This is a genomic window from Acinetobacter sp. 1130196 (assembly GCF_000588095.1).
Lineage (GTDB): Bacteria > Pseudomonadota > Gammaproteobacteria > Pseudomonadales > Moraxellaceae > Acinetobacter > Acinetobacter nosocomialis.
Map to the genome: position 1 here is coordinate 1 of NZ_JFWX01000034.1, position 24,472 is coordinate 24,472.

16 protein-coding genes, 2 tRNA genes and 2 pseudogenes are annotated in these 24,472 nt (G+C 39.1%); 7 read left to right on the forward strand and 13 right to left on the reverse strand.

Going from position 1 to position 24,472, the window contains the following annotated elements; genetic code table 11:
• Window positions 1–27 precede the first annotated feature (27 nt).
• From J671_RS19060 to J671_RS19080, 5 genes are all read right to left on the reverse strand, one after another.
• A complete protein-coding gene (locus tag J671_RS19060; protein WP_004812228.1) occupies window positions 28–960 on the reverse strand; it encodes an IS5-like element ISAha3 family transposase in 933 nt (310 codons plus the stop codon).
• 298 nt (window positions 961–1,258) lie between these two features.
• Window positions 1,259–2,137: a MetQ/NlpA family ABC transporter substrate-binding protein gene (locus J671_RS19065; RefSeq protein WP_004888128.1), complete on the reverse strand. Its 879-nt coding sequence runs from the start codon at window positions 2,135–2,137 to the stop codon at window positions 1,259–1,261.
• Between the two features lie 423 nt (window positions 2,138–2,560).
• Window positions 2,561–2,650: transfer RNA gene (locus J671_RS19070), tRNA-Ser, on the reverse strand.
• Between the two features lie 85 nt (window positions 2,651–2,735).
• Window positions 2,736–4,766 (reverse strand): NADPH-dependent 2,4-dienoyl-CoA reductase, encoded by a 2,031-nt coding sequence (locus tag J671_RS19075; RefSeq protein ID WP_004888131.1) that lies wholly within the window; start codon window positions 4,764–4,766, stop codon window positions 2,736–2,738.
• Window positions 4,767–4,893: 127 nt separating this feature from the next.
• Window positions 4,894–5,232 carry a hypothetical protein gene (locus J671_RS19080; protein ID WP_004888134.1) on the reverse strand — a complete coding sequence of 113 codons (339 nt, stop codon included), beginning with the start codon at window positions 5,230–5,232 and terminating at the stop codon, window positions 4,894–4,896.
• A 218-nt stretch (window positions 5,233–5,450) separates the two neighbouring features.
• On the opposite strand from J671_RS19080, the gene argG reads away from it, so the two are divergent.
• A complete protein-coding gene (gene argG / locus J671_RS19085) occupies window positions 5,451–6,794 on the forward strand; it encodes an argininosuccinate synthase (RefSeq protein WP_002049558.1) in 1,344 nt (447 codons plus the stop codon).
• Between the two features lie 60 nt (window positions 6,795–6,854).
• On the opposite strand, the gene J671_RS19090 is transcribed toward argG, so the two are convergent.
• Window positions 6,855–8,117 carry a GGDEF domain-containing protein gene (locus tag J671_RS19090; protein ID WP_004888139.1) on the reverse strand — a complete coding sequence of 421 codons (1,263 nt, stop codon included), beginning with the start codon at window positions 8,115–8,117 and terminating at the stop codon, window positions 6,855–6,857.
• Between the two features lie 149 nt (window positions 8,118–8,266).
• Here J671_RS19090 and pyrC point away from each other — a divergent pair, with 149 nt between their 5' ends.
• From pyrC to J671_RS19105, 3 genes are all read left to right on the forward strand, one after another.
• Window positions 8,267–9,301 (forward strand): dihydroorotase, encoded by a 1,035-nt coding sequence (pyrC, locus tag J671_RS19095; protein ID WP_001084867.1) that lies wholly within the window; start codon window positions 8,267–8,269, stop codon window positions 9,299–9,301.
• Window positions 9,286–9,948 (forward strand): ribonuclease T, encoded by a 663-nt coding sequence (rnt, locus tag J671_RS19100; RefSeq protein ID WP_001982681.1) that lies wholly within the window; start codon window positions 9,286–9,288, stop codon window positions 9,946–9,948. The genes pyrC and rnt overlap by 16 nt, the downstream gene beginning before the upstream one ends.
• 18 nt (window positions 9,949–9,966) lie before the next feature.
• Window positions 9,967–10,042, forward strand: a tRNA-Glu gene (locus tag J671_RS19105).
• 85 nt (window positions 10,043–10,127) lie between these two features.
• On the opposite strand, the pseudogene J671_RS26180 reads toward J671_RS19105, so the two are convergent.
• A pseudogene (locus tag J671_RS26180) lies at window positions 10,128–10,346 on the reverse strand (hypothetical protein); the annotation flags it as partial.
• Here J671_RS26180 and J671_RS19110 point away from each other — a divergent pair.
• Both J671_RS19110 and J671_RS19115 read left to right on the forward strand, forming a co-directional pair.
• A pseudogene (locus J671_RS19110) lies at window positions 10,337–11,749 on the forward strand (TonB-dependent receptor); the annotation flags it as partial. The pseudogenes J671_RS26180 and J671_RS19110 overlap by 10 nt on opposite strands.
• Before the next feature lie 205 nt (window positions 11,750–11,954).
• On the forward strand, window positions 11,955–12,638 hold the full coding sequence (locus J671_RS19115) for a glutathione S-transferase N-terminal domain-containing protein (protein WP_031983114.1): 684 nt from the start codon (window positions 11,955–11,957) through the stop codon (window positions 12,636–12,638).
• 5 nt (window positions 12,639–12,643) lie between these two features.
• Here J671_RS19115 and J671_RS19120 read toward each other — a convergent pair whose 3' ends face one another.
• The 6 genes from J671_RS19120 to J671_RS19145 form a co-directional block, all read right to left on the reverse strand.
• Window positions 12,644–13,888, reverse strand: coding sequence for an NADH:flavin oxidoreductase/NADH oxidase family protein (locus J671_RS19120; RefSeq protein ID WP_004888149.1), 1,245 nt, complete (start codon window positions 13,886–13,888; stop codon window positions 12,644–12,646).
• 185 nt (window positions 13,889–14,073) lie between these two features.
• Entirely contained in the window at window positions 14,074–15,663 is a 1,590-nt protein-coding gene (locus tag J671_RS19125) for an ABC transporter ATP-binding protein (RefSeq protein WP_004888152.1), read from the reverse strand.
• The gene (locus J671_RS19130; RefSeq protein ID WP_004888153.1) at window positions 15,641–16,651 is read right to left on the reverse strand and encodes an ABC transporter permease; all 1,011 of its coding nucleotides are present in this window, start codon (window positions 16,649–16,651) and stop codon (window positions 15,641–15,643) included. Before J671_RS19130 ends, J671_RS19125 begins: the two co-directional genes overlap by 23 nt.
• On the reverse strand, window positions 16,651–17,703 hold the full coding sequence (gene yejB, locus J671_RS19135; RefSeq protein WP_004888156.1) for a microcin C ABC transporter permease YejB: 1,053 nt from the start codon (window positions 17,701–17,703) through the stop codon (window positions 16,651–16,653). The genes J671_RS19130 and yejB overlap by 1 nt, the downstream gene beginning before the upstream one ends.
• 29 nt (window positions 17,704–17,732) lie before the next feature.
• Complete coding sequence (locus J671_RS19140) at window positions 17,733–19,568, reverse strand: extracellular solute-binding protein (protein WP_004888157.1); 1,836 nt, start codon at window positions 19,566–19,568, stop codon at window positions 17,733–17,735.
• Window positions 19,569–19,583: 15 nt separating this feature from the next.
• The gene (locus J671_RS19145; protein ID WP_004888159.1) at window positions 19,584–22,808 is read right to left on the reverse strand and encodes a lytic transglycosylase; all 3,225 of its coding nucleotides are present in this window, start codon (window positions 22,806–22,808) and stop codon (window positions 19,584–19,586) included.
• 232 nt (window positions 22,809–23,040) lie between these two features.
• On the opposite strand from J671_RS19145, the gene dnaQ reads away from it, so the two are divergent.
• Window positions 23,041–24,420 carry a DNA polymerase III subunit epsilon gene (dnaQ, locus tag J671_RS19150; RefSeq protein WP_031983115.1) on the forward strand — a complete coding sequence of 460 codons (1,380 nt, stop codon included), beginning with the start codon at window positions 23,041–23,043 and terminating at the stop codon, window positions 24,418–24,420.
• The last annotated feature ends 52 nt before the right edge of the window (window positions 24,421–24,472 follow it).

The following is a 24,472-nucleotide window of genomic DNA, read 5'->3' on the forward strand; positions in this document are numbered from 1 at the left end:
GCTGAGTTCTCCCCAATCCATTCAAATTTAAGACACAACTTGGGTGCGAGGTCTACCTAATTCCGTAAATCTATTCAGAACTGCCACACGCGCATGAATTTCATTGACCTGACTTTGAAAATGTCTTGCCGTCAGCCTATCACCTAATAATTTGATGCAATGCATCTTGGTTTCCACCAAACTACGACGGTGATAACCCGACCATTTTTTCCATAGGGTTCTGCCTAAATGTTTAACCGTTTGAAGTAACTCATTTCGTTCTATTGAACTTATTTTAGAATCTTTCCAGGGCTTGGCATTCTTTCTGGGTGGAATTACTGCATGTGCTTGACGATCTGAAATCACTTTTCTGCAGCACTTCGTGTCGTACGCGCCATCGGTATAGACAGAATCTATTCGCTCATCTAGTGGAATTTGATCCAGTAAATCACCTAGTACTTGTGAATCACTGACATTATTTGTAGTAAGCTGAACGGCACGTATTTGCAGTGTTTCAGCATCTATACCAATATGCAGTTTACGCCATTGCCGACGGTATTCAGGCTGATGTTTTTTACGCTTCCATTCGCCTTCACCTAAAAACTTTAAACCCGTAGAGTCGACAAGTAGGTGTAACCCATCATGACTTTTCTGATAGCTTATCGCAATATCAATATGCTTTTGTCGTCTACAAAGGGTGGAGTAATCGGGTGCTGTCCAATTCAAGCCACAGAGTTTAATCAGGCTTTGAACAAAGCCAGTAACCATACGTAAAGAAAGACGGAATAGAGATTTGATCATTAAACAGCATTGAATCGCTGTATCGGAATAAGTTTGATTTCGTCCTTGCTTGCCTTGTGGTTGTGCATACCATTGCGTCTTAGGATCAAACCAGATTGAAATATTTCCTCGCTTGATTAAAGCTTGGTTATACGAGGACCAATTGGTTGTACGATAGATTTTAGGTGTAGGCTTCTTCATCTGGAAATTATATTACTGAAGAAGCCTTCAAGAATAGCTTTGTGCAACAAAGCCCCTTATTATCAATTTCCAATTCCAAAAGTTATATATTTAAAAAAACCACTCTATGAGTAATTTAATTTCTCAGACTATGAATACTAACACAACAACTAACTTTAAATATCTTCCCTACTTAATTTTCTAATGAAGTTAATAAATATTTTATTATAAGTTAGCTTAAAAACAACATTATAAATAAAAAGCTAAGCCCCGATTAGCGTGACTTAGCTTTTAAAAATAATTCTAATTAAGAAATTACTTATTTGATGTCTGCAAATTCAGAAACAGGTTTGTTCACTTCAACTTTTGTGCCACCAAATTTTTCACTCACGAATTTTTGTACTTTAGGTAAGTGGTAAAGTTCACCAAGTTTCGTATAGATTGGGTCATTTTTGTTTGCTTCAGCTACACCCAATAAATTGACATAAAGTTTAGTAGACTGATCAATTGGCTCACGGAAGATAGAATCTTTCATTACATTGAGGCCACCTTCAAGTGCCAATGTATTACCAAGCACAATTGCATCTACATCGTTTTTAACACGAACCGCTGTAGTCATTTGAATTGGTTTTAATTGTAAATTTTTAGGGTTTTCAGCAATGTCGTTCGTAGTCCCTTTTACAGGATCAAAGTTTGGTTTAAGTTTAATCAGTTTAGCAGATTGTAATAATATTAATGCACGAGCTTCGTTAGCAGTATCGTTTGGAATTGCAATGGTCGCGCCTTGTGGGAATTCATCAACAGTTTTAATTTTATCTGCATAAATACCCATTGGTTCCAAGTAAGTTGTTGCAACAGCAGCAACTTTAGCTTGATTTGAAGCATTGTATGCTGCCAAATAGTTGAACGACTGGAACGCATTTACATCTTGTTCACCATTTGCAACAGATGTATTGAGCACAACATAGTCAGTCAAATTGGTAACTTGAAGTTTAATACCCGCTTCTTTAGTCTCAGGAAGCGTTGCAACATATTTCCATACATCCGTATCTGAACCTGTTGAAACCAGTTTAATTGTTCGAACAGACTCAGTTTTGTCTTTGGTTGTTGCAGTATTTTCAGTTTGTGCAGGTTGTTTATTACATGCAGTCAGTGTTAGTACAGATGCGCTGAACAATACACTAAATAATTTTTTCATAGGTACATCCTAAAATAGGAAACGCCTACCCTACAAAAGAGTGAGACATTCCCAACCATTGGGTCGAAATGCAATATTTGGCCAGAAATAATTTCCAGATATAGGGTTTAGAAGCCTGAATTCAGCACTATTCATTCCTTGAACTTGCTCGCTAAACAATAGAATTATGTTTTGAAACAGCCTCTAAATATGGGATCATCATATATCAACAAGTGAATATTCTACAAATAACTTGTTCAATTCTGATATATAGTCATGCTCACAGCAACATATTGAAAACATAAACATTTTTCAAATACAACATACATATTTGATTTATATGAAATTTTTAGGATTTATTAGCAATATTTAAGCTAAATAGAGTTGTAATTTTTATTTTAGGCATAAAAAAAGCCCCTGCTATTAACAGGGGCTTTTCGAATTTGGCGGAAGCGGTGAGATTCGAACTCACGGAGGACTCACACCCTCGTCGGTTTTCAAGACCGGTGCATTAAACCGCTCTGCCACGCTTCCATGTGCGTAAGAATACAAAGCTTATTCATTTTATTCAAGAAAAATATCATCGCTTTGTGTTCAAGTGCATATTGTTTCATCAATTTTACAGTTGAGCGGCTAATTCTGCTCCTTCTTTGATCGCACGCTTCGCATCTAGCTCTGCTGCAAGCTTTGCACCACCAATAATATGGTAGTTCGCTATAGTCGACTCACCTTCTTTTGGCATCAAGTCTTTTACAGACTCTTGACCTGCACACACCACAACAGTGTCTACACGTAAAAGCTGGTCTTGACCGTTATGTTCAATCCACAGCCCTTCATCGGTAACTGCTTTATATTGCACGCCGCGCAGCATACGTACGCCATGCTTTTTAAGCTGGGCGCGATGTACCCAACCCGAGGTCTTACCAAGACCAATACCGAGTGGTGTTGTTTTACGTTGCAGTAAATAAATTTCGCGTATCGCTGGTTCAACTATAGGAGGTTGCATCCCTCCTTCAGAAATGTAGTTCGGATCTGGGTCTACACCCCACTCGCGCTGCCACTCGGCTAAAGGTTGAGGCTGTGGTTGATGTGGTGGTTTAAGTAAAAATTCTGATACGTCAAAACCAATACCACCAGCTCCAATCACTGCGACTTTTTGTCCTACTTCTGCACCCTGTAAAACTTGAGCATAGGAAAGAACTTGTGGTGAATTACTTCCTTCAATTTTTAAAGCACGTGGTATTACACCCGTTGCCACAATAATTTCGTCAAAACCTTCACGCTCAAGTTGTTCACGATTTACACGAGTGTTTAAACGTACATCTACACCTGTTTTTTGAAGCTGTACTTTAAAGTAGCGAATTGTCTCGTGAAATTCCTCTTTACCTGGTACAACCTTGGCAAAGTTGAACTGACCACCTACATCTGTATTGGCTTCGAACAAGGTCACAGCATGACCACGGCTTGCAGCAACAGTGGCAGCAGACATCCCTGCCACACCACCACCAACAACTGCTATACGCTTAGGCTGTTTAGTTTTTAAATAAACCAGTTCTGTTTCATGGCCTGCACGAGGGTTCACTAAACAAGACACACGTTTATTTTTAAATGCATGATCTAAACATGCTTGGTTACAGGCAATACACGTATTAATTTCATCAACACGGTTGGTCGCAGTTTTATTTACCCAAAAAGCATCGGCCAATAATGGGCGTGCCATTTGAATCATGTCTGCCTTGCCTTTTGCCAAAATTTCTTCGGCAGTTTCAGGCATATTAATACGGTTAGATGCAATTACCGGAATTGAAATATGCTGTTTTACATGAGCCGTGTAATCGACAAACGCTGCACGAGGTACAGACGTTACAATAGTTGGCACACGTGCTTCATGCCAACCAATACCCGTATTTAATAAAGTGACACCCGCCTTTTCTAAAGCTTTAGCAACAGTGACTACTTCTTGCATGGTGTTACCGTCATGCACAAGGTCGAGTAGCGATAAACGGAAACAGATAATAAATTTTTCACCAACTTTTGCGCGGATCGCTTTAACAATTTCAACCGGAAAACGCATACGGTTTTCAATTTCACCGCCCCAACGGTCAGTACGCTGGTTTACATGGCGACTTAAAAACTGGTTAATCAGATATCCTTCCGACCCCATAATTTCAACGCCGTCGTAGCCTGCTTTTTTGGCAATATCAGCGCACTGTGCATAGTCTTCAATGGTGCTGAGAATATTTTTTTCAGAAAGTTGACGTGGCTTAAATGGTGAAATTGGTGACTTTATAGCACTTGAAGACACTACAAACGGTTGGTAACCATATCTGCCCGCATGTAAAATTTGCATTAAGATTTTTGAGCCATGCTTATGGACAGCATGAGTCACTAAACGGTGCTGCGGAATGTCAAATAAGCTATTCATCGTTCCGCCAGCTGGAGCCAACCAGCCTTGACGGTTTGGAGAAATACCTCCCGTCACGATCAGACCAACCCCACCTTTTGCACGCTCTTCAAAATAAGCTGCAAGTTTTGGGTAATTATAAAAACGATCTTCAAGTCCCGTATGCATGGAACCCATCACCACACGATTTTTAATAGTGGTAAAGCCTAAATGTAATGGTTTTAATAAATTGGCGTAACTTGTCATGCTGCGTCCCAATAATTTTTTGCAACTTGTTGCATAGTACTTTAATACTTTTTTAAAATGTTAGGATGACCACACATATTTTTTTACGTGTTGAAATTGTCAATTATTCGAGCTTGTGTCCCTTCATCTAATTTTTTATGGGTAATTGAAACGTTGAATCTTTTTCCCATTTAAATAAAGAGAAAAATAGCATCACAACAGCAATTACAGTTCCTATAGGGAACATATTAAGCATTAAGATAGATATCACAATTGAACCGATACGGCTGCTTGTAGTTCCAGTCTTAACACTTCTAGCGCATAAGAACTGTGTAGCGATTGCTGCAATAAGCCCTAAAATACTACCAATAAAGTATTTGGGCGTATGCACAAATATATTGTAAATCGCATAGATAAGATCTGAAATTACAATAAACCCCGTAATACGATGCAATGTCGATAAAATTTGATTGTGATGAATCAACATATTTTGTTTTTTTCCTTTTTAGCATTTCGTCTAAATTGTCATACTTATCGTAAAACTTTATATTTTTCCAATATTAATCTATTTTTCAAATTAAAAAAAAAGAATTCCTTTCCTAACAGAAAAAAAATCGATTTGAAAAGTGATATAGTACTGAGCGAATAAATTCTCTTGGTCACCGAAGTATTAGGGTGCCTATTTCGAAATAGTTAGGACTAGCAATGACTGATAATGCAACGATCTTGCAGCATGTACCAGTAGGCAAAAAAGTTGGGATTGCCTTCTCCGGAGGCTTAGACACTTCAGCTGCTTTATTGTGGATGAAACAAAAAGGCGCTGAGCCTTATGCATACACTGCAAACTTAGGCCAGCCAGATGAAGATGACTACGATGCAATTCCAAAGAAAGCAGAACAATACGGCGCTGTAAAAGCTCGCTTAATTGACTGCCGCTTACAATTGGCACTTGAAGGTATTGCTGCAATTCAGTGTGGTGCATTCCATATCAGTACAGGTGGTGTTCCTTATTTCAATACGACTCCACTCGGTCGTGCAGTAACAGGTACTATGCTCGTTACTGCTATGAAAGAAGATGACGTAAACATCTGGGGTGACGGTTCAACTTATAAAGGTAACGATATTGAACGTTTCTATCGTTATGGTTTGTTAACTAACCCAAATCTTAAAATTTATAAGCCTTGGTTAGATCAAAACTTTATTGATGAGCTTGGTGGCCGTGCAGAAATGTCACAGTTCCTCATCGACAACGGTTTTGACTACAAAATGTCAAAAGAAAAAGCGTACTCAACTGACTCAAACATGTTGGGCGCAACTCACGAAGCAAAAGATCTTGAATACCTAAATGCAGGTATCAAAATCGTTGATCCAATTATGGGCGTTGCTTTCTGGAAAGAAGAAGTTGAAATTAAACCTGAAGAAGTAACTGTACGTTTTGAAGAAGGTGTTCCTGTTGCGTTAAATGGTCAAACTTTTAACAATCCAGTTGAGCTTATTCTTGAAGCAAACCGTATTGGTGGTCGTCATGGTTTAGGTATGTCTGACCAAATCGAAAACCGTATTATCGAAGCGAAATCTCGCGGTATTTATGAAGCACCGGGTATGGCTCTTCTTCATATTGCTTACGAGCGTTTGGTTACTGGTATTCATAACGAAGATACGATCGAACAATACCGCATTAATGGTTTACGTTTAGGTCGTTTACTTTATCAAGGTCGTTGGTTCGACTCTCAAGCGCTTATGCTTCGTGAAACTGCACAGCGTTGGGTTGCTAAAGCGATTACTGGTGAAGTGACCCTTGAACTTCGTCGTGGTAATGACTACACCATCATGAACACTGAATCTCCAAACTTAACGTATGAAGCTGAACGTTTAACAATGGAAAAAGGCGATTCAATGTTTACGCCAATGGATCGTATTGGTCAGTTGACTATGCGTAACCTCGACATTACCGATACACGTGCAAAACTTGGTATCTATACAGATGCTGGTTTGCTTTCAATCGGTCAAGGTTCTGCGATTCCTCAATTAGACAATAAGAAAAAATAATTTTCTTATAACGTCAAAAAAGCCACCTCTATAGGTGGCTTTTTTAAGTCTAATTTCAAGCTAAGCAATTTCTGCAACTTGTAGAGGCTGATAATAAATTTGATTACGGCCAAGCTGCTTTGCTCTATATAAAGCCTGATCTGCGGCATGAATCAATTTATCTTGTCCCATCTTTAATCCACCTGTATATACGGTAAATCCTAAACTGATCGTGACATACTTTGACACTAACGAAGCAGCATGAGGAATGGCTTGCCGTTCAATTGCTTTATAAATATTTGCAGCCACTGCATATGCACCCTGTGCCGGTGTTTCAGGTAAAAGTACAACGAACTCTTCACCACCATAACGCGCAACAAAATCGACATGACGAATCGAGTTTTTAATTGCTGCCGCAATACTAGAGATGACTTTATCCCCCATCTGATGTCCATAAAAATCGTTATAGTTTTTAAAAAAATCGATATCAATAAATAAAACAGCTAACGGACGTTTCTCTTGATTTGCACGGTAATAGAAGAAGTCAAACATTTCGTCAAAGGTACGACGGTTTGAAATTTGAGTAAGCGCATCTTGCTGACTTAAATGCAGAAGTTCAGATGCTTCAATCCGTAAAATCTGCTCATTAATTTCAGCAAGTTGGTTATTTAAAAAAAGACTTCGCTCTCTTGAGATGAGCATAGTGCTAATTGAGAAACCTAAAATACAAGTGCCGAACAAGGCCCGACCGAGGGCAATATAATCACAATTTACATTCAATAAATTAAGAAAAACAAAAACCAATATTGCTGCTGATAAGCCAACGTACAGCATATGTAATGGTTTGATGCCACTTAGAATAAAACCAAGCATATATAAAAATGAAAGAAGCAACATCGACTGATTTTTAAGTGCCATATTTTCGACACTGAGCAACAACATGGCACTTGTAATAATTGAGAAGAAAACAATGCCACAGGCAGCGAAATAAAAGTGATTAGAGAGTTTTTTAAATTTGGCAAAAATCCAAAATAATAAGAGTGCAAGTGCAATATTCATTGCACTCAACAAACAATGAATAAAGTCTAAAGTAATATATGTTTCACCAATTACCAAGTAGTCAGTTGGAAGGGCCAGTAAAATAAAAATTAAATAAGTAAGTACTCCACTTGCTAGAAACTTAGAGATGTTTTGCCGAGTACGATCAAGGTTTAAACACCAGAATTTTTTTTCTAGCTGCTTTGGTAAAGGCATATTGGCGTAACGATGGGTATGTAGTGTGACCAAATACTCGATTTCTTCTTTCGATTTGAGTAATTGATGGACATTTCCCCTATTCGCCACTAGTCGATTCCTACATATTTCGCGTTAACAAAATATAACATTATTTTTTAAAGCTCCCTGCGCTTTATTTTGCCATTTGTCCGTAATTCTCGTTACCATTTTCACACTTTATCGATTATCATTTGTTTTATTTCGAAGTTTGAACTGCCTTGAACTCTATTACCCTGCTCCAGCCAGATGATTGGCATGCACATTTACGTGATGGTTTAGCATTAAAACGTACTGTTCCAGATTTGGCTAAACAATTCGCCCGCGCGATCTGTATGCCTAACCTTGTACCGCCAGTAAAAACAGTAGAAGAAGCTTTAGCTTATCGCGAGCGCATTCTTGCTCATGTTCCGGAAGGCAATAATTTTGACCCTCGTATGGTGCTTTATTTTACTGACCACACTTCACCAGATGAAGTGCGTAAAATTAAAGAATCAGAACATGTCAATGCGATTAAGCTTTATCCTGCTGGTGCGACCACAAACTCTGACAATGGTGTGAGTGATATTCGCAAAGTTTATGCAGTTATTGAGCAATTAGAAGAGCACCAAGTTCCGTTATTACTTCATGGTGAAGTGACTCACAATCATGTAGATATTTTTGATCGTGAAAAACGCTTCCTAGATGAGGTATTATCACCTTTATTGAAACAGTTCCCTAAACTTAAGGTTGTGCTTGAGCACATCACGACTAGTGATGCAGCACACTTTGTTTTAGAACAAGACCGTAATGTGGCGGCAACAATCACTCCACAACATTTATTATTTAACCGTAATGATATGTTGGTCGGTGGTATTAAACCGCATTTCTACTGTTTACCAATTTTAAAACGTCAAACGCATCAAACAACTTTACTTGAAGTTGCAACAAGCGGTAATCCTAAGTTTTTCTTAGGTACAGACAGCGCACCTCATGCACAAAATGCAAAAGAGAATGCTTGTGGCTGTGCAGGCTGTTATAGTGCACCAAACGCAATTGAGCTTTATGCACAAGCGTTTGATCAAGTCGGTAAATTAGAGCGCCTAGAAGGTTTTGCTAGCCATTTTGGTGCAGACTTCTACGGTCTACCACGTAATACTTCTACCATTACTTTGGTTAAAGAAGATAATCTCGTTCCCGAATCTTTTGATTATTTAGATAATCAAAAAATCATCCCGCTGCATGCCGGGAAAACGCTGCAATGGAGAAAAGTGTGACACAAGAAAATTCTGTCCCGGTCATTGGCCAACGTTTTCGTGGCTTCTTACCTGTTGTTGTCGATGTTGAAACGGCAGGGTTTAATGCCCAGACAGATGCATTGCTAGAAATCGCGTGCATTCCAATTGTGTATGATGCTCAGGGACAATTTGTCCCTGGTCCTGCATTTCATGCACATATTAACCCTTTTGAAGGGGCTAACCTCGATCGTCGTTCGCTCGACTTTATTGGTATTGATCCATTCAACCCAATGCGTATTGCAATGGCTGAAGATGAGCGAACCGCTTTACGTCGTATTTTTAAATCGGTCAATGAAGTTCGTAAACAGCAACATTGTACTCATGCAGTACTCGTAGGCCATAACGCGCATTTTGACCTTGGCTTTTTACAAGCAGCGATTGCTCGCTCAGGTACAAAAAACCAAAACCCGTTCCATAGTTTTTCAGTCATGGATACAGTTACTTTAAGTGCAGTAATGTTTGGACAAACAGTGCTTGCAAAAGCATGTATTCAAGCTGGAATTGAGTTCGATGGTAAAGAAGCACACTCTGCTTTATACGATACCCAGAAGACTGCTGAACTGTTTTGCTATATTTTGAACAAACTGTCACCTTACCTCCTTGACAGTTTGGTGGCGGCTTCTTAAGATACCGCCATCCTCAACGTCCCTATCGTCTAGAGGCCTAGGACATCGCCCTTTCACGGCGGTAACCGGGGTTCGAATCCCCGTAGGGACGCCATATTCTTTCTACAAAGAATCATCGCTTCAAATTATTTTATCTCACTTCAAATTTTATCCATGAGATAAGTTCCGTATTTTCAAAATCAAGACTTCAACTTTACTTCATTAATATGTTGTGCAGGTTGCATAGTTGGCTCATCTCTCTCAATAATTATTGCATCAGCAATTAACTTTGTTTTTGTTAAATCTGGTTCTATTGGGACTGGAGCTAATGAACTTGATGCAATATTAAAATCACGATGTATTTGTGCCAGTTCTGGTGTTCGTTTATAGCGTATAACTTTAAAACCGGCAGGCCTCAGACATGACTAAAGTTACCTTCGAAGCCGATATTTTAAGGAACCAACATCCGCTTGACCGTGGCCAAACACGCTATGCAGGTCAGAAGTCTTTTATTAGTTCACCAGACACTTATTTGTGGGAAACGGGTAAAGACAACAACCGACTTTACAATGACAACAATATGGCTCAATTAAGAGTTGAACACGAGCTTGGAAATGACTGGAAGCTCAATGCTGGTGTGCAATATTTAAATGGCAAGTTACATGGCTATGCAGTAGAAGCAAATGGAATTCAAAATGATGGGGAAACGCTAAGTCGAAATTACAACTACCGTGAACTAAAGTGGCAAGATACCGATGCTCAAATTAACCTAACAGGTAAATTCCAGTTTTTGGGTTTAGCAAACACCTTAGTGACTGGGCTTGAATATGAAAACTATGATTATAAGTCATACATTATTCGCTCAAGTGGAGATGTCGGTAGCTACCCTATTAATATCTACAACCCTGTTTTAGGGCAGCCTCTGCCTGAGCTTTATCGTGTAACTACACATGACCGTGAAAACTTAAAAACCACTGCCCTTTTTTTACAAGACCAAGTCGATTTAAATGAGCGTTTAAGCGCGCTACTAGGCTTACGTTTTGAACATTATGAGCATGACTATAAGAACCTATTACCGAATACCGCAAATTGGAATACCAGTCATAATGCATTTATTCCACGTTTAGGTTTAGTCTATAAAGCCAGTGACGATCTTTCCATCTACAGTAATGCTGCAAAATCTTTTAAGCCAAACACTGGTGCTAGCCGTAATGGAGACGGGTTTGATCCTGAAGAAGGCTTAGCTTACGAGTTAGGCTTTAAATGGCAAGCACTTGATAATATGTTATCAATTGATTCCGCTATTTTTTATGCCAACAAAGAAAATGTCTTAACCCTAGATCCTGTTGATTCAGTCTATAAAGTAGCAGCAGGTGAAGTTCGTAGCCGTGGTATAGAGTTAAATATTGCAGGGCAAATTACGCCTGCTTGGAAAATTATTGGCGGCTATGTCTATACAGATGCAGAAGTAACTAAAGACAATAGCTTGCAAAAAGGGACGGCTCTAGCCAACATTCCAAAAAATAGTTTTAATCTTTTAAATATTTATGAATTTCAGAATGGGCCTTTACAAGGGTTGGGCTTAGGTATCAATCAAAAATATATTGATAAACGTGCAGGTCAAACAGCCATTAGTACCTACACCATGAAAGGCTATGCAGTTACTGACCTCGTGTCTTATTATCAGGCAACGCCAAAATTACGCCTTAACTTAGACGTGAAGAATATTTTTGACAGAGTTTATGATGAAAGTGCTTTTAATTTATATGCCTATCCTGGTGAATCACGTACTGTTCAATTAGGTATAAGCTATACGTTCTAAATTAAAAGAACCAAACATCAGCCTTTTACCGCGTAAGATCTCACTAGGGATATTAGTCATTAAAAAAGCCACTGTCTAAAAATACGGTGGCCTTTATTTCCTCATATAAAATATTATAAATTTATGATTTATAAATATTTTATTATACTTAAGCTATGTTCTACCCTATACTAAAAATAGATCAAAACTATAATTTGAACATGACATGCAAATTCGATTATTTCATTTACAAAATTCACGCTCTCAACGCATTATTTGGTTTTTAGAAGAATTAGGGCTCAACTATGATCTCATCACTAAATATCATTCGGACGAAGACAAAAATAATAACTCACCGCATCAACTATCAAAATTTCCAACTCTCGAAATTATTGAACAAGAGCAAACTTCAATTTTGGCTGAAACCTCAGCAATTCTAGATTATTTCTCTCATTTACACCCACAACTGAGCCAGAACAATTTACTAAGCCAACAACTTCAAAACTTTTATTATTGGAAGAATTATTGTGAGGCGACATTCATTCCAGATCTGGTACTCAAGCAAATCTTTCACCAAATTGCAGAACGCACGCCTTTTCTGGTCCGTTTCGTTCCTAAGCTTTTAAAATATGGATTTGATCAAGGCTATCTCAATCAATCATTACAAAGACACATGAGCATGATTGATAAACATTTAGAACGTCACTTATGGTTCGCGGGAGATCAGTTTACTACTGCTGATATTTTGATGTGGTTTCCATTATTGGCTTGCTCACCAAATTACAGCCACTTTAAACATATACAGCGTTATCTTGCCCAGATAGAAAACAGCCCCGCCTTTAAAAATGCTCTAATTAAAGGTCAATGGTCTGCTTCTACTTTTCAAACTTACTGGGCTATTGCTTGGTAATTTATTTATGCAGATTTACGCGAATTCACGCGTCCTTGAACAACAGCCTTAATATTGCCCTTGGCATAATTTAAAAACACAATTAAAGGTGACAGTTTAGGATTTGGCTTTTTACCTTGTCCAATAGCTTTAAATTGTGCTGCGTACCAAATGATTTCCATAATCGCCATCTTATCGACAAAAGGCAAACCTGTTTTAATTGGTTTTACGGCATAGCGAACGTCTTGGCCTGCAATTAAACGATCAGTTAAATCCGTTTCGACTGCAAGTGGACGAGCAATGCCAATAAAGTCACATGCACCACTTGCCAGAGCAGCATTCATACCTTCGACTGTACGGAAGCCACCTGTCACCATAAGTTTACATTTTACATGCTGACGGATTTTTTCAGCAAAGTCTAAGAAGTATGCTTCACGTGCAATGGTACTTGCCTTACGTTTATCAGCTTTGACGCCAGCCATTGCTGGTGCTTCGTAAGTTCCACCTGAAATTTCAATTAAGTCAATTCCGGCTTCATCAACGGCTTTAAATACTGAAATCACATCTTCTTCGCTAATACCACCGCGCTGGAAGTCAGCCGAGTTAAGCTTAACTGAAATAATAAAATTCTCTGAGGTTGCTTCACGTACAGCCTTATAAACTTCTAGTAAAAAGCGAGTACGGTTTTCAACTGAACCACCCCATTGGTCTGTACGCTTATTGGTTAATGGTGATAAAAACTGGCTAATTAAATAGCCATGTGCACCATGTAACTGCACCCCTTCAAAACCTGCTTTCTCACAAATGCGGGCAGCTGTTGCAAAGCGTTTAATAATATCTAGAATTTCTTCATGTGTAAGCGCACGTGGCGTACCAAACATAGTCGCTAAAGCTGGGCTAAAAGGAACTGCCGAAGGTGCAACTGTTTCTTTATTTAAGCCTTTAGGGCACTGACGGCCTGGATGAGACAATTGAATGAGCTGTACCATTCCATATTGTTTACCAACCGCTGCCCATTCTTTTAAACGCTCTAGGTCACGCTCGGTTTCAATCACCACCACGCCTGGTTCGTTTTTAGCCTCTACATTGACCATAACATTTCCAGTAATCGCACAGCCCAAACCACCTTTGGCCCATGCACCATACAAACCTAAATGTAAATCATTTGGCTGCCCCTCATAGTTTGCAAGTGCCTCACTCATTGCACCTTTAATAATTCGGTTTTTAAATGTGGTATTTCGAATTGTGATTGGTTGTGCAATCTGGCTCATGGTTAACCTCTTTTAATACTTTAGAGTAATTACTCTAATTTAGATGAGTTATAGGTCATGTCAAGGGAAAATCGATAACTGACAATAGCACATGTCAAATTTAAAAAGTATAGAGAAATGCAACTTTTTGCATAAAAAATTTAAATAATATTTATTATTATAAAACATAGACTTATTTAAATAAATTAAAGACTCGCCGTAATTAATTGCTTGGTATATTCAGTTTTAGGGTCATTAAATAACTGTTCAGTCAGCTGATATTCAACAACTTTTGCATGCCGTAATACCATCACTTTATGACACAGTGCTTTAACCACATTTAAATCATGACTAATAAAAATATAGCTTAGGTGCTCAGTTTGTTGTAAACGTCGCAATAATTGAATCATGGCTTTTTGAGTCGTTCGATCTAAGGCGGACGTTGGCTCATCTAAAATTAAAAGTTTAGGTTGAACCACTAAAGCTCGTGCTAGAGCAACGCGTTGACGTTGTCCACCCGAAAGCTCGTGCGGATAGCGGTGTTGAAAGTCTTTAGCCAACTCAACTTTTACTAAAGCAGATTTAACTTGCTGTTTGATCTCGTGATCGGCTACAGCTTTCACTTTTAAGCCTTCAGCAATAATCTGCCCTACCGTCATACGCGGGTTTAAACTACCAAATGGGTCTTGGAAAACAATTTGTAAGTCTGACCTAATCTTACGCAAAGCTTTTTGTTCTAAGTAGTTTATGTCTTGCCCTAAAAAGATAATTTGCCCCTCACTTTTAATTAATCGAACCAGAGCCAAAGCCAATGAGGTTTTACCCGAACCACTCTCCCCCACAACGCCTAATGCTTCGCCTTGGGCAAGCTCAAAGCTTACATTTTCAATAGCAGTGGTATAACCCTGAATACGGTTAAAGAAACCACGTCGAATTGGATATTTAACATTGAGTTGTTGAACAGATAAAATGTTATGACTGATTGAAGGCTGCTCAGCAAAACCAAGATCATGATCTAACAGTTGCTGAGTATAAATTGACGCAGGATTTTTAAAGATTTGCTGAAGCTGACCTTGCTCTACAACTTGTCCTTCGTGTAATACAATCAGCTCATTGGCATAACGGCGTACCAAATTTAAATCATGGCTAATCAAAATTAGCGCCATGCCATATTTACTTTGCAAAGACCTCAGTAACTCTAAAATTTGCGTCTGTAAAATCACATCAAGCGCGGTAGTTGGTTCATCTGCAATTAAAATTTTAGGTTGAAGCGCTAGCGCAGCCGCAATCATCACCCGCTGTTTTTGTCCACCTGAAAGCTCATGTGGATAACGTTTTAAAATGTACTCTGGATTAGCAATTCCTACGTCTTTTAATAATTGAATTACCTGCTGCTGAGCTTTTGCCTTTGACCAACCTTGTAAAATGAAATGTTCACCGACAATTTTTTCAACACGATGCAATGGGTTTAAAGCCGTAGAAGGCTCCTGAAAAATCATGGCAATTTGGCGGCCACGTATATGTGTTTTTGTCTTTTCATCTGTTTCTAAAATATTTTTTGAATCAATAATAATACGACCAGATGTTTTTAATTTTTCTGGTAATAATCCCATCATTGCCAAACAGCTTATTGTCTTACCTGAACCACTTTCCCCTACAATTGCAAGCGTATCTCCAGCTTGCAAATTTAAATTGAGACCCTCCAATAAAAGCTGATCTTGTGTAGAGATTGAAAGGTTTTCTATATTTAGCAATGTAGCATCTACATTTAAGTTATTTTCTTGGGTCAAATGCATCGCGTGCCGCCTCCCCAATATAAATTAATAATGACAACACAAAAGCCAAGCTAAAAAAGCCCGATAAAGCCAACCACGGTGCATCTAAGTTATTTTTACCTTGCAACAACAACTCACCTAAAGAGGCAGCATCTGGCGGTAAACCATAGCCCAAGAAATCGAGTGCGGTTAAAGCAATAATATTAGTAGTCAAAATAAAAGGTAATTGCGACAGGCTAGAACTTATGGCATTTGGCAAAATGTGCTTAAAGATAATTGCTCTATCAGTTACACCTAAAGCCTGAGCCGCACGCACATAGTCAAGTTGACGCGCTTTTAAAAATTCGGCACGGACAATTCCTACCAGTACAGTCCAGCTAAAGAACAGCATAATAAAAAATAGCCAATATACATTTGGGGTAAACATGCTGACTAAAATCATGACCATAAAGAGCATGGGTAAACCATTCCAGACTTCTACCAGTCGTTGCCCCAACAAATCAACCCAGCCACCATAGTAACCTTGTATAGCACCCACAAAAATACCAAGTAGTGCTGCACAAGCTGTTAAAGCCAAGCCGAAAAGTAATGAGACTCTAAGCCCATAGAGAATACGTGCAAGCACGTCTCGCCCTTGGTCATCTGTCCCTAACCAGTTCTGCTTAGAAGGTGGCGATGGCACAGGTACAGCCAAGTCTAAATTAGGAGTCTGGTAAGAAAATCTTATAAGGGGCCAAATTGCCCATCCGTTATGATTGATAAGCTCTTGTACAGCGGGGTCTTTATAATCTGCTTCTGTTTCAAACACGCCACCAAAAGTAGTTTCGGGATATGATTTAAAAACAGGCAAATAATAAGCGTCCTCATATTTCACCAACAATGGTTTATCGTTAGCAATGAACTCAGCAGCTAAAGACATCGCCAAAATGAGGCTAAACAAAACAAAGCTTGCCCAACCTAATTTATGTTGCCTAAACTTTTGCAGCCGTGACTGCACAATTAAAGACATTATTTGCCTCCTTGTGCGTCAAAGTGAATACGCGGATCAATCCATTGATACAGCACATCGCAAATAAGTCGTAAAAGTAGACTAAACAGCGTGAAGAAAAACAATACGCCGAAAATAACCGGATAGTCTCGTTGAACAATCGCTTCAAAACCTAATAATCCCACACCATCTAGGTGAAAAATAATTTCAATGAAAAGGTTTCCGACAAAGAAAATACCTGCCAAAGTCTCCGGCAATCCGGCGAGTACCACTAAAATGGCATTGCGAAATACATGTTTATATAAAACTTGCTGGCTATTTAGGCCTTTTGCGTAAGCTGCCAAGACATAAGGTTTATTGAGTTCTTCTAAAAATGAATACTTAGTTAAATAAGTTAGGCTCGCAAAACCACCTAAGACCATCGTAATAAGTGGCAAAGTCATATGCCATAAATAGTCCGTAATTTTTCCAAAAAAACTCAATTGATGAAAGTTATCTGATACCAGGCTTTGCAATGGAAACCAGTGAAAATATGACCCACCCGCAAAAAAAACAATAAGCAGTATGCCAAAGACAAAGCTGGGTACCGCATAACCCACCACTAGCAATAAAGAAGTGGAACGATCAAACCAAGAACCTTGTTGTTTCGCTTTTTTAATTCCAAGTGGAATTGAAATAAGATAAATCAGCAAAGTGCTCCATAGCCCAATCGAGATCGACACAGGCATTTTTTCCCAAAGCAACTCAACTACTGGTTTATCTTTAAAAAAGCTTTGTCCAAAGTCTAAAGTCAAATAGCCCTTTAACATCAGTAAAAAACGTTCTACTGGAGGATGGTCAAAACCGTATTGTGCTTTAATTTGCTCTACCATTTCGGGGCTTAATCCTTTAGCACCCTGATAGTACATTTCAGTACCTAATATCCGCCCTGCTCCTACGCCACTTTCTACCTCATGGATTGCTTGTTCTACAGGTCCACCCGGTGCAATTTGCACGACCACAAAGTTGATCAATAAAATAATGAACAACGTTGGAATCATTAAAAGAAGTCGCTTAAGAATATATGAACCCATATAACAGGATTTCCTTTAGATACGTGCTTTTATTGTTGATGTAAATATTGGGCAATTTTTTTGGCTTGGTTTGGATTACTCCACCAATACTCTATACCAGCCGAGAGCACAGGTTTCACTTTAGGTTGCTGATACATATTCCAGTACGCATACCAATAATCCCCTTTCCCATAAGTCGGGATCTGGTAATATCCTGCGCGAAGCAATCGGTCAAGAACATGAGTATAAGTGATTTGCTGATCACGGTCTTTGGCAGTCACCAGTTTTGAAATGACTTCATCAATAACCGGATTACGAATACCAGCGTAATTATAGTTACCATCTTGAACTGCTGCGGCACTTCCCCAGAACTGAGCCTGTTCATTGCCCGGATTTAAAGATTGCGGCAAATTCATCGTAGTCATGTCAAAGTCATAACGGCGTGTACGCTCTAAATATTGCGGCGCATCAACCTGCCGTAAATTAATATTAATTCCTAATTTTTTTAAATTTCTTACAAATGGCATCAGTGTTCTTTGTTTGCCATCTTGCTGAATGAGGAACTCAATTTTTACAGGCTGGCCTTCAGGAGTATATAACTGCCCTTCTTTGATTTTATAGCCTGCTTGAATGAGTAATTGTCTTGCGATTAATAAGTTTTGACGGTTAAAACCACTGGCATCCGAGACCGGATATTTCCAGTCTGTCAAAACAGCTTTTTGCATGACTGGAGAAAGCTTTGGCAAAAGAGGCTTTAATATAGTGAGCTCACTCTTTGAAGGACGTCCTGTTGCTGACAACTCACTATTTTCAAAATAACTTTGTAGTCTTAGATATTGTCCATAAAACAAAGCTTTATTTTGCCATTCAAAGTCATAGACATAGGTTAAGGCTTGTCTAAAGTGAATATCGTTTAAAGGTTTTTGTCGTGTGTTAAACACATAACTTTCAGTTGCAATCGGATTATGGTGTCTAAACTTATATAGCGTGATTAAACCTGATTTTACCGCTGGAAACTTGTAGTCAGTGACCCATTTTTTAGGATTAGTTTCTTCATGCAAGGTATATTGCCCAGATTTAAAACCTTCGAATGCAATATCCCAATTTCGGTAATAAACATATTTTAAATGGTCGAAGTTATAGCGCCCTTTATTAATAGGCAAATCTTTTGCCCAATAATTTGGGTTTCGTTTATAGCTAATACTACGTCCAGCATCAATCTTCTCAACCACATACGGCCCTGAACCTATAATCGGTTGCAAAGTAATACGAGTAAAGTCACGGTTCTGCCAGTCTGCTTTTGAGTAAATCGGTAAGCTCGCCACAACAAATGGCATTTTTGGATTATGGCTAGACTTAAAAGTGAATTTAACTTGATGAGGATTTATAACTTCTGTTTTTGCCAAGTCGGCAAGATACATTTGTAGGCCAAAATTAGATTTGGTTTGATAGATATCAAAGCTAAATTTTACATCCGTTGCTGTTAAAGGCTGTCCATTACTAAAGCGTGCTTTGGGATTTAAATAGAAGGTAATCGATTGCGTTCTTTCTGGATCATAGGAAACTCTCTCAGCTAAAAGTGGATATAAAACTCCAACTTCATCGAGTGACTGAGTCATTAAAGTATCAAAAAGATAATTTACTCCTTCTGTCGCGTTCCCCTTACCGTTCATGCTGTTTAAATTATCAAAAGTCCCTTGCGCAGCCCGACTCAATACTCCACCTTTTGGTGCATTCGGATTGGCATAAGGCATTGCAGCCATTGTTAAATATTTAGGCTTAGAGTGAATTGCGATATAAGGCGTGATTTGCTGTGCAGAGAATACAACTTGTGAAAAGACACTGAGCCCGACTAGCAGGCTCAGTTGAGGATATAACTTTTGCATAAAGTTCTAATTATTCTATAAATTAGGCACTTTAATAATATCGCCAATACGTAATTGAGTCGACGGTGTTAAGTTATTGAGTTCCGCCAGTAAAGTAGTTTCTAAACCATATTTACTTGCAAGACCAATTAAAGTATCACCACGTTTAACTTTGTATTCCACAACAGTTTTTGGAATTACAATATTTTGTCCGCGCTGTAAGTTTGCATTTGCTTTTAATGCATTCATTTCAGCAAGTTCACGAACTGAAATACCTGCACGGCTTGCAATCGTATGTAACGACTCGCCAGCTTTAACCGTATACTTTTCAGTATTTTTTCCGGCTGCAACAGGTTTAGCTGCTGATTTCGCCGTATCAACTTTTGCTGTTTCTACTGGTGGCACATCACCTGTTAATTTTAAACGTTGACCAACACGAACATTACTGTTACGAGATAAACCATTCAATGAGGCAAGGTAATCTAACTGCAAATGATAGCGGTTGGCGATATTCCCTAAGCTATCACCAGATTTGACCGTATAAGTCTCTGGCGTTTCTTCTTTGACATTTTTAGTAGAAGTCTTGCTTGGTGTTTCAACCTCACCTGTCAATTTTAAACGCTGACCAGCACGAACACCTGCTGTACGCGACAAACCATTTAAATCAGCCAAATAACTGGTTTGTAAGTTATATTTAGCTGCAATCGCATGCAAGCTATCGCCAGATTGAACAACATAGTGATCTGGAACACTTACACCAGCAGGTACTTTTAAGTTTTGACCAAGCTGTACATGGCTATTGGCTTTTAAGTTATTTAGTTCAGCAAGTTCAGCTAGGCTAATTTTAGACTTGATCGCGATACTTGATAATGTATCACCACGCTGCACTTTATAGCTTTCAGTTTTATACGACGGTCCTGCTGCAAGTTTTTCATATTTACCAGAAGCTTTATTATCATCAACTTCATCGACAGTAACTTCTTTTGCAGGTACATTGATTTTCTGACCAACCATTAAGTTACTACCAGCCGACAATCCTGGCGTTAGCTCTGCTAATTCTTGGTTAGATAATGCGTAACGATCTGCAATTAACTTCAAATATTCGCCGCGTTTAACTGTATAGCTTTTTGTTGCAATACGACGTGTACTTGCCTGAACTGCTTTAGGTTGTTCTGCTTTAGCAGAAGTACGGTTGCCTTTAGGCTCTTTTAAATGCAACTTTTGGCCAACAAATAGACCATCGCTTACCGATAAATCGTTGTATTCAGCAAGCTGTTTCACAGACAAATTAAATTGATTTGCCACTCCCGTTAAGCTGTCATTTGCTTGAACAACATATACATCAGGTTTAGCTGCCGATTTTGCAGTAGATTCAACCTCTTGCGGTTTAGCATCATACAAATACAGGCTAGTTCCTACAAATAATGTCTTTTCAGGATCAATCTGGTTCCACTTAGCGACATCGCGCCAGTTCACACCATTTTTCATCGCAATAATTGCTAATGTATCACCCGGTTGTACGGTATAGGTACTACGCTTACCTTTAGGCTGTACAACAACAACATCAGTATCCGTTTTAATGTAAGGCTTATCTTTATTACGCTGACCATCTTCAGAGTTCGCAACACTTGCATCTTCAGCTAAAGTTTTCGGGTAAGCAAAGCCTTTACTTAATTCTTTACCTTGCTGTTCAGCAACTGACAAACTCGTTTGAATCGCAGTTAGCTTAATTTTACCGTCATAAGGATCAACAATTTCGGTACCTTGCGGTGCAATTGCTTTTAGCTCGGCAACCACTTGGTCTTTTTCAGCTTGTGTAGCTTGCGGCTGTAAAGCTTGCTCAACTGTTTCTTTCTCACCTTCAGCACGAACTGCCGCTAAAATTTTCTCACGCTCAACTGCTGAAATTGGCGGTTCTGTTCTTACAGGTTTTACATTGGTCGCAGGTGTGACTGCAACTGGAATACGTGGTGCACTCGGTACATCAGCTGAGGCGGCAAAAGCAGCTAAAGCATCAGATCCACGAGGTGTAGAAGTTTTTACCGTTACAGAGCTACCGGTTGTTTTGGTAGGTGTAGTTGGTCTTACAGGCTGAACCTGTGTCGCCGGTGTAGTTTTAACAGTAACTGAAGTTGAGGTGGTTGTAGTTGGTTTAGATGGAGATGTGACATTTGCCCACCAACCTGAACTGCTACCACCAGCTTTCATGGCTTTTAATTTGTTATCAACTGACGGGCTTACATCAGCTGGAATTAAAATACGCATTGGGCTTGCAGGGTCTACTGTTTCACCACGATAGCCTGGGTTTAATGCATATAGCTCAGCACGGCTAAGACCAGTTACTGATGCAATTTCATTTAAAGACAATGGTGCAGATAACGTGACTTCACGGAAATGGGGTCTGTTTGCAATCGGCGGTAATGAAACCCCATAAGCACGCGGATTTTTAATAATTTGAGCAACTGCCAAGAAACGTGGAACATAGTTCATGGTTTCTTGTGGAAGTTTTAGTGACCAGTAGTCCGTTGGTAGACCTGCAGCCTGATTTCGGTTAATCGCTTGTTGAATACGCCCCGGACCAGCGTTATAAGCTGCTAAAGCCAACTCCCATGAACCAAACTGGTTATATAAGCTTCCTAAAAACTCATACGCAGCACGTGTAGATTCAACAACATCACGACGACCATCGTACATACCCGTTTGTTGTAAACCATAAATACGACCAGTACTTGGAATAAACTGCCATAAGCCTGCTGCTGCTGCACTACTTGTTGCAGCAGGGTCATATGAACTTTCAATCACGGGTAATAATGCAAGTTCGGTTGGAAGACCACGGCGTTCTGCTTCTTTCACAGTATGATATAAATAACGACTTGCGCGAGCACTTAAACGGTCAAGGTAGGGCTGACGTGAGATAAACCAACTACGCTGCGCTTCAATGCGTGGATCCCAATGATTGAGGTCCATTTTGAAGCCTACAGCCATACGCTTCCAGACGTCACCGTGTTTTAAAATAAGTAAACGGTCGCCTTCTACAGCACGCATATCCGTTGCTGAAAGTAAATCTTCTAACGAGTCCAGACTGCTTGCATCAAGATAGCCTGCTCCACTGACCTGTTTTGTTTTCGAGGTTTTTGCAGATTGCGGAGTCGAAGAACAGCCTGTTGTAATACCCAACGCAGCTAAAGCAGAGCTAAGTACTGTAATTTTGAATAATGATGCTGCAGATGGCTGCCACACAAATGTGGTTGGTTTATACATAAAAACTTCCAAACAACTCGCGTAATATTTCTTGGGGTCTGCCCACAAACCCTAGGTCTTCGATGCCATTGTAGTAAAGCATGCAAGATAGACAAGGCAATAATTTAATGTCATTTGCATGGAAATGTTACAAGAAATTAAAAAAAGCTTGCTTTGTAACGATGGAACCGAACTTTTTGCGTATACAATACACCATATTCAGTTCTTTTTCTTTCAGTTTAGGTTTCGATTTATGTCTCAAACAATCACACTGTATGTTGATGGTGCATGTCGTGGCAATCCCGGTTTAGGTGGTTGGGGTGCATATGTCATTACCGAACAGGGTGAACATAAATTATTTGGCGGCGACCCCGACACAACCAATAACCGTATGGAACTTACTGCGGCTATTGAAGGAATTTCTTTTTGCCCTCCTGATGCACAATTAATTGTCTGGACAGACTCAAATTATGTAAAGCAAGGCATTACAGAATGGATTCATGGCTGGAAAAAGAAAAATTGGAAAGATGTTAAAAATCCTGACCTATGGCAAAAACTTGATGCTGTTTGCGCAGGTAGAAATATTGAATGGAACTGGATTAAAGGTCATGCAGGACATCCTGGCAATGAAATGGCAGACCAACTTGCAAATTTAGGTGCAGATAAAACAGCTCAAGAAATCAAGCAACCACAGTCTGTGGCTGCACCGCAAGATATAAAAAAGCCTGAACAGGACTGGTTGCTAGATGATCCTTTCGGGTTTGATCTGGTTGAAACAAGCGAAGATGAAGATGTGGCTCTTGAACCATCACAAGAAGTTGAGATGAATACTTTAGACGAAGAAGTAAATGAGATTGAAGCTGTAGAGCAAGAAACAAAGCAACAAAGTAGCAATATTCATCCTCAAATTATTGTTACCGAAGCAAAGCTTAAATTACAAGGCCCTCGTCAGCTCATTCTCGATACTGAAACGACTGGTTTTTATTTCCAAGATGGCGACCGTATTATTGAAGTCGGCGCCATCGAAATGATTAACCGTAAGCTTACAGGCAGTTCGATTCATATTTATATTAACCCTGAAAAACCAGTGGGTGAGTCAGAAAACATTCACGGTATCAGTGATGATTTCTTAAAAGATAAACCTGTCTATGCGGACATTGCAGATACTTTATTTGAGTATCTAAAGGGTGCAGAAATTATCGCTCATAACGCAACCTTCGATATGAACTTCCTAGATATGGAGTTTAGACGTGTTGGGTTACCTGCTCTTTCAGAAGTTTGTGAAGTTACCGATACTTTAGCTTTAGCCAAAAATAAGCATCCTGGACAGAAAAACTCACTTGATGCCTTAGTTAGACGTTATGAAATTCCAGCGCGCGACCGTACCTTCCATGGTGCGTTACTCGATGCTGAAATTCTTTCTGATGTTTACTTGGCAATGACTGGTGGTCAAGTTTCCTTTGATATGGATGCGCTCTCTCAAAGCGAAAGTGATCAACAAAAAACAACCAAAGCTAGAATTCAAATTGATTTACCCGTTATTTACCCTTCAGATGAAGAGTTGAACATACATGAGACTTGGGTCAAAGAATTTGAGAAAAAACATGGAGAACCTTGCTTTTTTGCAAAATAAATTTTTGATTCTCTAATGTTTTTTTAGTTTCCCCTTTTGCAAGTTAAGTTAT

Bases quoted from the DNA above. Each gene is read 5' to 3' on its own strand.
- rnt (WP_001982681.1), top strand. From the start codon at position 9,286: ATGGAGAAAAGTGTGACACAAGAAAATTCTGTCCCGGTCATTGGCCAA.
- yejB (WP_004888156.1), bottom strand. From the start codon at position 17,703: ATGGGTTCATATATTCTTAAGCGACTTCTTTTAATGATTCCAACGTTG.
- J671_RS19125 (WP_004888152.1), bottom strand. From the start codon at position 15,663: ATGCATTTGACCCAAGAAAATAACTTAAATGTAGATGCTACATTGCTA.
- J671_RS19130 (WP_004888153.1), bottom strand. From the start codon at position 16,651: ATGTCTTTAATTGTGCAGTCACGGCTGCAAAAGTTTAGGCAACATAAA.
- argG (WP_002049558.1), top strand. From the start codon at position 5,451: ATGACTGATAATGCAACGATCTTGCAGCATGTACCAGTAGGCAAAAAA.
- J671_RS19140 (WP_004888157.1), bottom strand. From the start codon at position 19,568: ATGCAAAAGTTATATCCTCAACTGAGCCTGCTAGTCGGGCTCAGTGTC.
- J671_RS19120 (WP_004888149.1), bottom strand. From the start codon at position 13,888: ATGAGCCAGATTGCACAACCAATCACAATTCGAAATACCACATTTAAA.
- dnaQ (WP_031983115.1), top strand. From the start codon at position 23,041: ATGTCTCAAACAATCACACTGTATGTTGATGGTGCATGTCGTGGCAAT.
- J671_RS19115 (WP_031983114.1), top strand. From the start codon at position 11,955: ATGCAAATTCGATTATTTCATTTACAAAATTCACGCTCTCAACGCATT.
- J671_RS19065 (WP_004888128.1), bottom strand. From the start codon at position 2,137: ATGAAAAAATTATTTAGTGTATTGTTCAGCGCATCTGTACTAACACTG.
- J671_RS19060 (WP_004812228.1), bottom strand. From the start codon at position 960: ATGAAGAAGCCTACACCTAAAATCTATCGTACAACCAATTGGTCCTCG.
- J671_RS19145 (WP_004888159.1), bottom strand. From the start codon at position 22,808: ATGTATAAACCAACCACATTTGTGTGGCAGCCATCTGCAGCATCATTA.
- J671_RS19080 (WP_004888134.1), bottom strand. From the start codon at position 5,232: ATGTTGATTCATCACAATCAAATTTTATCGACATTGCATCGTATTACG.
- J671_RS19075 (WP_004888131.1), bottom strand. From the start codon at position 4,766: ATGACAAGTTACGCCAATTTATTAAAACCATTACATTTAGGCTTTACC.